Annotated in this window: 10 protein-coding genes; 7 read left to right on the plus strand and 3 right to left on the minus strand. The window is 63.8% G+C overall.

Annotated features, from left to right (window positions below; translation table 11 throughout):
• Window positions 1-235: TetR/AcrR family transcriptional regulator (locus WAN02_RS17285; RefSeq protein WP_422265451.1), on the minus strand; the 235-nt coding region annotated here is incomplete at its 3' end.
• A gap of 177 nt (window positions 236-412) precedes the next feature.
• Between WAN02_RS17285 and WAN02_RS17290 the strand changes: the two genes are divergently transcribed.
• The 4 genes from WAN02_RS17290 to WAN02_RS17305 are packed head-to-tail and all read left to right on the plus strand — an operon-like array spanning window position 413 to window position 5,230.
• Window positions 413-1,834 carry a hypothetical protein gene (locus WAN02_RS17290; RefSeq protein WP_422265453.1) on the plus strand — a complete coding sequence of 474 codons (1,422 nt, stop codon included), beginning with the start codon at window positions 413-415 and terminating at the stop codon, window positions 1,832-1,834.
• Complete coding sequence (locus WAN02_RS17295) at window positions 1,834-3,327, plus strand: acyl-CoA reductase (RefSeq protein WP_422265454.1); 1,494 nt, start codon at window positions 1,834-1,836, stop codon at window positions 3,325-3,327. Before WAN02_RS17290 ends, WAN02_RS17295 begins: the two co-directional genes overlap by 1 nt.
• A gap of 24 nt (window positions 3,328-3,351) precedes the next feature.
• Window positions 3,352-4,428: a phosphotransferase gene (locus WAN02_RS17300; RefSeq protein WP_422265455.1), complete on the plus strand. Its 1,077-nt coding sequence runs from the start codon at window positions 3,352-3,354 to the stop codon at window positions 4,426-4,428.
• A 4-nt stretch (window positions 4,429-4,432) separates the two neighbouring features.
• A complete protein-coding gene (locus tag WAN02_RS17305; protein WP_422265456.1) occupies window positions 4,433-5,230 on the plus strand; it encodes an SDR family NAD(P)-dependent oxidoreductase in 798 nt (265 codons plus the stop codon).
• Between the two features lie 37 nt (window positions 5,231-5,267).
• Here the strand turns inward: WAN02_RS17305 and WAN02_RS17310 are convergent, their stop codons facing one another.
• Both WAN02_RS17310 and WAN02_RS17315 read right to left on the minus strand, forming a co-directional pair.
• The gene (locus tag WAN02_RS17310) at window positions 5,268-6,005 is read right to left on the minus strand and encodes a hypothetical protein (RefSeq protein WP_422265457.1); all 738 of its coding nucleotides are present in this window, start codon (window positions 6,003-6,005) and stop codon (window positions 5,268-5,270) included.
• Window positions 6,005-6,847 carry a hypothetical protein gene (locus WAN02_RS17315; RefSeq protein WP_422265458.1) on the minus strand — a complete coding sequence of 281 codons (843 nt, stop codon included), beginning with the start codon at window positions 6,845-6,847 and terminating at the stop codon, window positions 6,005-6,007. Before WAN02_RS17315 ends, WAN02_RS17310 begins: the two co-directional genes overlap by 1 nt.
• A 55-nt stretch (window positions 6,848-6,902) precedes the next feature.
• Here WAN02_RS17315 and WAN02_RS17320 point away from each other — a divergent pair, with 55 nt between their 5' ends.
• The 3 genes from WAN02_RS17320 to WAN02_RS17330 all read left to right on the plus strand — a co-directional run.
• Window positions 6,903-7,529 carry a TetR/AcrR family transcriptional regulator gene (locus WAN02_RS17320; RefSeq protein WP_422265459.1) on the plus strand — a complete coding sequence of 209 codons (627 nt, stop codon included), beginning with the start codon at window positions 6,903-6,905 and terminating at the stop codon, window positions 7,527-7,529.
• 194 nt (window positions 7,530-7,723) lie between these two features.
• A complete protein-coding gene (locus WAN02_RS17325; RefSeq protein WP_422265460.1) occupies window positions 7,724-8,377 on the plus strand; it encodes a TetR/AcrR family transcriptional regulator in 654 nt (217 codons plus the stop codon).
• On the plus strand, window positions 8,377-9,107 hold a 731-nt coding region (locus WAN02_RS17330; RefSeq protein WP_422265461.1), incomplete at its 3' end, for a hypothetical protein. The genes WAN02_RS17325 and WAN02_RS17330, both read left to right, overlap by 1 nt.

Raw genomic sequence — 9,107 nt, forward strand, 5'->3', positions numbered from 1 at the left:
GAGTGTAGAGCTCGCCGACGGTGGCACGGACCAGCTCATGCCATTCGCATTCCTCGGTTGACGGCGCGGACACCTCGCTGAACGCCAGTTCAAAGACGGCTTCGTAGAGTTCGTTCTTGTTTTGTACATAGCCGTAGATCGTCATCACGCCGACGCCCAGCTCGTCGGCCAGTTGGCGCATGCTGAACGAATCGGGCGGGCCGTCGTCGATCAATCGCAAGGCCCGTTGAGCCACCTCTGTGCGAGTGAATCTGGGCCGCGGTCCGCGCGCGCCTCCCGAAGAGGATGTTGACACCGTCACACCGTACAGCCTACGGTGATTCCGCACACAATTTACCGTACGCTGTACGATGATTCTGCATCGGAGAGCAATGATGACGTCGACGTTCGCTGATTCGAGCAAGGTTGCGTGATGACCTTCTCCGACACCGACGTTCAGACGTTCGCGGCGACACCCTCGAAGTTCTTCGGCCATTCGTGGTACGCGATGCAGCACCTCCCCGCCAAAGAACTGGGCATGCTGCAGTTGGCGGCCCTGCGGATGCGGCTCGCTGAACTGCGAGACGCGATTCCCGTGCTGACCACGATGGCAGACGAGACCGGGATCCGTGCGCTGACATCCGTCGACGACGTGGTGCCGCTGCTGTTCCAGCACTCGGTCTACAAGTCGTATCCGCTGGCGTTGTTGGTGAAGAACCGGTTCACCGAACTCACCCGATGGCTGGATCGACTCACCACGCATGATCTCAGCAGAGTCGATGTCAGCGCGTGCGACAGTATCGATTCCTGGCTGGACGTCCTGGACGAGCAGACCGACCTGCGGGTGGCGCACACGTCCGGAACCTCGGGGATGATGTCGTTTCTGCCGCGCGCCAAAGACGAGTGGGATCAGATGTTCTCCGCGATCCGGTGCGGGCTCTTCCAGTACTCGGACCCCACCGGCGCCGGCGGCCGGCACGACGGGGAGTACTTCAACCTGATCTGGCCGCTCTATCGTTACGGGCGCAGCGCGATCATGCGGGTACCGCAGATGGGCCTGCCCCATTTGCTGGGGTCGGAGGACCACCTGCACACACTGCGTCCGGGCAGGATGAGTTCGGACTCGATGTTCCTGGCCGGGCGGCTGCGCGCGGCCGCCGCCCGGGGTGAGGTCGACCAGCTCGAGATCAACCCGGCATTACGGGCACGCAAAGACCAGTTCGAGCGTGAGCAGCGTGAAATGGCCGAAACCATGCCGGTTTTCATCGACGAGATCGTCGACAAGCTGCGCGGTCAGCGGGTCTGGGTGCTGGCCACCTGGAACATCCTCTACGGGATCGCACAAGCCGGCTTGAGCAAAGGGTTGTCTCAGCTGTTCGCGCCCGACTCGCTGATCAGCACCGGGGGCGGCGCCAAGGGTGCCGTCGTCCCGGACGACTGGGAACAGCTGGTTCGCGAGTTCACCGGGGTCGACCACATCCAGCACATGTACGTGATGTCGGAGATCACCGCGCTGAACAAGATGTGCGAACACGGCCGCTACCACTTCGAGCCGTGGATCATCCCGTTCGTGCTAGATCCCGCAGACGGCCGGCCACTTCCGCGCGAAGGTGAGCAGATCGGCCGGGCGGCGGTATTCGATCTTTTGCCGTCCAGCTATTGGGGCGGATTCATCAGCGGGGACGAAGTCGCGGCGAGCTTCGAGCAATGTGCGTGTGGCCGCACGACGGCCCATCTCGCCCACCAAATCCAGCGCTACAGCGACAAACAGAACGGTGACGACAAGATCACCTGCCTGGCGTCGGAGGAAGCGCACCGGGCCGCACTCGAATTTCTCACCGCGAGGCTTGCCTGATGACCGCGACGATCGGCGGCGCGCAGTCCGCGGTCCCTGAGTTGCTCATCCCGGCGCTTATCCGCGGCAAGACGGTCCCCGAGGACTCAGAAAAGGGCTTGGTGTCCTTCGGCGGTCGTGGCGGTGCGGCTTCCTTCAGCGGGCCGAACCCCAGTGAGATCGTGCACGCACTCCCGCTGCGCGACCCCGGCGAACTGGCCGATGTACACCGGCTGCGCTTCGACGAGATCGTCGACTTCCTCGACGAATTGGGCCGGCATCTCGTGTTGGACCGCAACGAGCACCTGCAGCAGGCATTGGAATATTCGGCGGGATGGTCTGATATGACCACCCCGTTGGTCCGGTCGTCATTCCGGCAATTACCGGCATTGTTCGCCCCCGACTCGGTGCGTCAACTCGCGGACGCGATCGGCGCGCCCTACCTCGACGGCTGGGTACCGCGGCGGATGGATGACGGGCGGCTGGCGAGCATCCGCGCCATGGGTGCCCGCACGGTGCACGTGATCGCGGGCAACAGCCCGGTCATCGCGGCGTTATCGATCCTGCGCAACGCGGTCGCCCGGTCCGATGCCATCATCAAGACGCCATCCAACGATCCCCTCAGCGCGCTGGCGATTGCCCGCACGATGGCCGACATGGCCCCGGATCACCCGATAACCCGGCACGTATCGGTGGCGTATTGGAAGGGCGGCGATACCGAGTTCGAATCCACGCTGTACCAGCCGAGAAATGTCGAAAAGATCATCGCCTGGGGCGGTTTCGCGTCCGTTACGCATGTGCTGCGCTACGTCCAGCCGGGCCTTGAGCTGATTTCGCTCGACCCGAAGCGCAGCGCGACGATCATCGGACCGGAAGCATTCGAATCCGAGGACACCGTGCGCGACGTTGCGTTGCGACTGGCCACCGATATCGGTGCGCTCAACCAGCTCGGTTGCGTCAATGCCCGCGTGGTGTACATCGCCTCCGGCCTCGACACCACGGGACTCGGCCGACTCAACGCGCTCGGCGAGGCGGTCTACCAACAGTTGCAGGGGCTGCCCGAGTCGCTCAGCACACCCGCGAAAACCTTCGACCCGGAGCTGCGGGCACATATCGAGGCACTGCGTGCCAGTCCGGATTGGTATCGGATCTACGGCGGAAGCGATGGCCGGGGAGCGATCATCTGCTCGCAGCTCGACGAGCCGGTGGAGTTCCACCGGTCGCTGAGCGGCCGGGTGGCCAACCTGGTGCCGATCGACGATCCGGCCGACGCCGTCGCCGCGGTGAACGCGTACACGCAGACGATCGGCATCTATCCGGAACAACTCAAGACTCGCTTGCGCGACGCGCTCGCGCTGCATGGCGCGCAACGTCTCGTCTCCCTGGGATATGCGGCCGACCCGAACGTCGCGCTGCCGCAGGACGCCATCGAGCCGATGCGTCGCATGGTCAAGTGGGTTGTCGATGAGGAATGTGATCCGAATCGGGTCATGCCGCTGTGGGATTCGCAGTAACGCAAGCACGAAATGAGGTAGCCGGTGGTAGAAATCGTGGACACCGTCGAAGATCTGACATCGGAGTGGTTCACCGAGGCGCTGCGTGAGGGAGGCAGCATCGGGGCCGGAGTCTCTGTGACGTCGGCTCAAAGCAAACCGGTTGGCACCGGCCAGCTCGGCCTGGTTGCACGAGCGCAACTCGAGTATGACGCTGCAAGTGGCCCTGCGTCGTTGATCGTCAAACTGCCTTCCCAGGATGCCGGGAGTCGCCAATTGGGCACGGCGATGGGCGTTTACGAAGCTGAAGTGCGCTTCTATCAAGAGGTTGCGCCGCGTGTCGATGCGCACGTCCCCCACATGCACTGGGGCGCGGTGGAATCGGATACCGGCCGATTCACTTTGGTGATCGATGACCTCTCCCCGGGTTCGGTGGTCGGGAACATGGTCGAGGGTTGTTCGATCGAGCACGCTCGATCGGCGGTGCTCGAGCTGGTCAACCTTCAAGCCCCATCCTGGGACGACCCGGGGCTTCTGCGCCGGGGGTGGATCGCCAATGCCGCACGCACGCAAGCGTTGTTCGACGCGGTGCCGTTGGCGTTGGAGCCGTTCCTCGATCGCTTCGCCGACCGCCTGGAATCCGATGATGTCGCGCTGGTCAAGCGGCTCGGGCCGCAGGCTCCCGGGTACGTTGACAAGGCATGGCGCCGACCGTTCGTGGTCACCCACGGCGACTACCGGCTGGACAACCTCATGTTCGGTGTCGAACCGTCCGCTCCCGGTGTCTGCATCGTCGATTGGCAAGGCGCGCGCCTCGGTCCCCCGCTGATCGACGTTGCCACCTTCCTCGGCAGCTGCGTGAGCCCCGAACAGCGCCGGGCGCTCGAGCCTGACCTGCTCCGCTCCTACCACAAGGAGTTGCTCGCCCGCGGCGTTACCGGGTTCTCGTTCGACGCCTGCTGGGAGGGCTACGGGCGAGCCGCGTTCTACCCCTTCTTGCTGACGGTGGCGGTGTCGGTGACTATCGAGCGAACCGAACGCGGCGACGAGATGTGGGCGCAGATGCTGCGTGGCGCTGCCGATCTCATCCGCGCCACCGGCGCCGAGAACGTATTGGACTGAGCCGATGAGTATTCCCGTGCCCAAACCCGGTTCGGCGGCATTCGTCACCGGAGCATCGTCAGGAATCGGCATGGCACTGGCGCGCGAACTCGCTTGGGCCGGACATGATCTCGTCCTGGTGGCGCGTCGCCGTGAGCGACTGGAGGCCCTGGCGGCTGAACTCCACGAGAAGTACGGTGTCGGGGTCGACGTGCTGGTCTGCGATCTTTCCGACGCCTCAGACCGCGACCGGATGCTGGCGGAACTGAGCGCGTTGGGTCACCAACTCGACGTACTGATCCTGTGTGCCGGGTTCGGGATGATCGGTCCGTATCTCGATCACGACCCCGAGCGGTTGATCAGTATGGTGCGCACCAATGTCGAGGGCACCATGGCGCTCGTCCGAGCCCTGACACCGCCGATGGTCGGCCGTAGACGCGGGTCGGTGCTTCTGGTCTCCTCGATGGCGGGCAACCAGCCGATGCCATACTTCGCGCCGTACTCCGCCACGAAGGCGGCGGTCACCTCACTGGGCGAATCTCTGCATTACGAACTCAAGCCGGCCGGGGTCGGTGTGTCGGTGCTCGCTCCGGCCAGCGTCGCCACCGAGTTCGCGGAGGTGGCGGATGCACCAAGCCAGGCTGATCGTCAGCCCGGATTCCTGATCGCAACCGCCGAAGACTGTGCGAAAGCGGGTATCAGCGCCCTACGCAGCGGCAAGCGAAAGGTGGTTCCCCTTCCGCAGGCTGCGGCCTTCGCCTGGGTCAGCGCCCACCTGCCTCGCCGGATCTGGTTTCGGATCTGCCGCACGATGATGGGGTAACCGATGCGCGTACTCCACACTCGCTCCCGATTGACGTTCAGCGCACAGCCGGAGCACCGCGGGTCGGCGGTGAGGTCGCCGGTTGCGGGAGCGCCTTGGGCAACCGCATGACCGCCACCAGCACGCCAACACCCGCGACGGTGCAGACTGCCCACATCGCGAGGTACCAGAACGAGCGGAATTCCGGGCCGAAAAACAGTGTGATGGCCAGGAACCAGAAGGTGATCATCCCGAGGTAGGCCCACCACACAATTGGGGCGGTTCCGGCGCTGCTGCGACGCCGCATCAGGATGCCGACATACATCAACGGCAGCGCGGTGTTTGCCGCGGAGAAGTAGGCGATCGCGATGGGGTCACCCATCGAGTGGTTGAGGAAATTCCAGACGATGACCGCTGCGACAGCCCCGGCCACCATCAGCGCCGCGAACTGGCGCGGAGTCGATGACGGTAGCAGCTCCGTCCTGCCGTATTGGATCGCCTGCACGATGTAGGCGACCTCGAACGTGACGGTGAACACCAATGCGACCCAGAATAATTCGACATACCAGTGGTGGTAGGTGTGGAACCAGGTGTCGTATCGAGCCACGAACGAGCCATCGCCGGCGAACCAGAACAGGGTGCAGAAGATCGGGATCGAGTACACCTTCTCGCGCCGGGCGATCACTAAGGAAACGAAGAACCAGGTGTAGTTGCAGAGCATCGCCAGCGCGCACAGGGCCAAGATCCAGACCATGTGGTTGTCAATGGCGGTCAGGGTCTGTCGTCCGTCGTACATCAGCGGGATCCCAACGAGTCGAGGATGGCCTGCGAACGATCGCTTACGTCTGCCTCAGTCGCCGACGGCGCTGTCCCTCGCGCCCATGGAGTGCGCACGCCGAGGCTGACGACGTAGGCGAGCACGACGGCAAACAAAGCGGTTCCGATTGCGCCGATGGCAATGTAGGCGGTGTTCGTGGTTCCGCTGTGCAGCGCCACCGCCAGTGGCAGCGAGGTCATCGCGTGGGAACCGGCCATCACCATGGGGACCGCAGGGACGATCAGCCACTGCCGGCCCCGGGGCAAGAGGCGTTGCAGCGCACAGAACGCGCCGGCGATTGCCACCATGAAGGACACGTAGGTGAACGGCGTCAGGACCGGTACATCCCCCAGCTTGAACGCCTGCGGGCCGTAGTAGATCCAGGTGGGTCCGCCGACGCTGGTGACGAGCATTTCGAAGAAGATGGCGAAGCTCAGGAAGCCCGACCATTCAAGCCAGAATCGCCGTGCCGACACCCCCGTGCCGGCACGGTGGATCATCAGGTACCCGTAGATGGGCAGATACCAGAAGTACAGGATTCCGATGAAGGCCGGGATGCTGTGCCCGAAGGTGGTGATCCAGCTGATCTGACCTCGCTCGGTGTAGTACACGTGCACCAGGTTGTCGCCAAGCGCTTCGTAGGGAATGGCCAGGCCGGCGCCGAGCAGCAACCAGATGTGCACCAGGTCGCGACGCCGGATGGACGCGTATATCGCATAACCCAGGCTGAGCACGGCCATCATGGTCATCGCCACGATCAGCACGGTCTGGGCCGTTTGGGGCATCGGTACGTCGGACGGTACTGGGATGTCGGAATCCATAGCGCTACCTCCCGAGCCTCTAGAGAGTGAACGCTCACTACCGTAGCATCGTAGAATGGGGACGAACAAGGCTCCGGCTGCATTAACGAAGCGGCGCCCGCGGCGAAGCTCCGCCGAGGTGCGCTCGCGCATCCAGTCTGCGGCCGTCGCATTGTTCGCCGAGCGGGGCTACGGGAACGCCACCACCCGCGAGATCGCACGTCGAGCCGAAGTGGCCGAACCGGTGATCTTTCGCATTTACCCCACCAAGCAGGCGTTGTTCGACGCCGCGGTGCTCGAACCATTCGACGAATTCATCTCCGAATACACGGCTCGTTGGCTGGCGGCTCCCACGCCCGGCGGCAACCCCGAAGAGGTGTTGCAACAATTTGTCGAAGACCTCCACGACCTGGTTCGCCAGAACCGTCAGCTCGTCGCGGCGCTGGCCTCGTCGGGATCGTTGACAGTCCGCACTCAGCCGGTATTAGCAAAGCTGGAGAAGATGGGCACCGTCATCGCCGAGACCCACGGCCTGCCGTTCGACCCGAAACTGTCGGTACGGATCGCCGCGGTGATGGTGGCGGCGGTGACGATGCTGGAAGATGAGCTGTTCGACGGTGCTGGGAATCGCCTTGTCGCGGAGATGGTCCGGATGCTGATCGGCGCCGCCCGCTATGTCCCCAGCTCGAGCGGGTGCATCTAGAGCACGGCCGAAACGTCTCGATCTGGGCCCGGCCGGAGCGGCCGAGGGTTTCGATACGGACCGTATCGAAAATATGCGTAAGCATCCCCGGTGATGCCATTGGACGGCGACAATGAGGCTGAAGCAGCTCGGGTTGCACGGCTGGCGCCCTGGAATATTTGATAGACAACTATCATTTAGCTTATGATGTGACGGTGGCGATCCGCGAGCGTCCCTTGCGCAGTGATGCGGTGCGCAATGCCGCACGCATCATCGGCTCCGCGCAGCGGGTATTTGCCAGCGCCGGTCCACAAGCAGCGATGGAGGATATCGCTGCCGAAGCCGGCGTCGGCGTGGCCACGGTCTATCGGCGCTTTCCCACGAAGGACGCGTTGTTGCGGGTGGTGCTCGATCGTCGTTTCGACGAGGTGGTGGGTGCCGCACTGGCGCGCGCGCAGGATGAAGTCGATGCCCGCGACGCGATGCGCGCCGCTCTGCGGGGCGCGGTGTCGTTTATCGCCGGTGACCCCAAGACTATGGCGGCGGCGATGAGCAGCGGGTTGATGACGATGGATCTGGCGCACCGATTTTTTGAACCTGTCGCCGCGATCGTGCGCCGTGGTCAAGACGATGGCGTGTTCCGCGACGACCTCGCTACCGAAGACGTGCCGCGAATCGTGCTGATGCTGGTGGGCACGCTTCCTTCGTTTGAGGCGGGATCCGATGGGTGGTATCGCTACCTGGATCTGATCATCGACACGCTCACCGCCAATCGCAGCCGACTTTCGCCGATCAACCCGGCACGTGACCACCAGTCGCCGCCGGTTCTGGACCTACCGCGTGAGCCATCTGGAAAGTCAGGTAGATGATGGATTGTCAACATGGCAGCACCCAATTGCTAGCCTACCGACCGCCGGCGCCGACTCGGGACCGGCGGAAAGCGTCACCTCCGACGCCACCCGAACCGAACTCGCCTGCGGTTCAGCGATTGTGGGCCGGCGATGTCGACACTGCCACCGACGCGCTCAGCCAGGCATACAGCGCCGTCACGGTTCGGCCTGATCCGGGCGCCAAGAGCTTGCGTATGGCGGTGGCCACCTGCAAGCTGCCCAACCTGACTCTGGGTAGCTTGGAGATTTCGACATCGACGGTGCGCTCGTCGCGCTATCCGCTCATTGCGGTGTGCCTGCCGATCGGCGGAGAGATTCTGATCACCAGCAACTGCGGCAGCGCGCGCGTGGCCGATGGATCGGCGGTCGTGGTTTCGCCGGGCAACCCGGTGGTGGTGGAATATCTCACCGACGATTGCTCCATGGAAACACTGCTCTTCGAACAGTCCTCGGTTGAAGCCGAGCTTGCCGGGATGTTGGGGGCGCCTGTCACCAAGCCGCTGCGCTTCGACCTGCAATTCGGCCTATCTGCCGCATCGCCGTTCTCGCGAGCGTTGACCCTGTTACGCAATGAGCTGAAAGATCCTGCCGGACTGACCGCGGTGCCCGCGATGTCCAGACAGCTGGGGCGCTTGATCATGGCGGGTCTTCTTGTCAGCCAAACACATAACTACACCGAGGAACTCGGCCGGCCCCGTGCCGTGCCGGG

Origin of the sequence: Mycobacterium sp., assembly GCF_049281135.1 — a bacterium.
In the GTDB taxonomy this organism is placed as follows: Bacteria; Actinomycetota; Actinomycetes; order Mycobacteriales; family Mycobacteriaceae; genus Mycobacterium.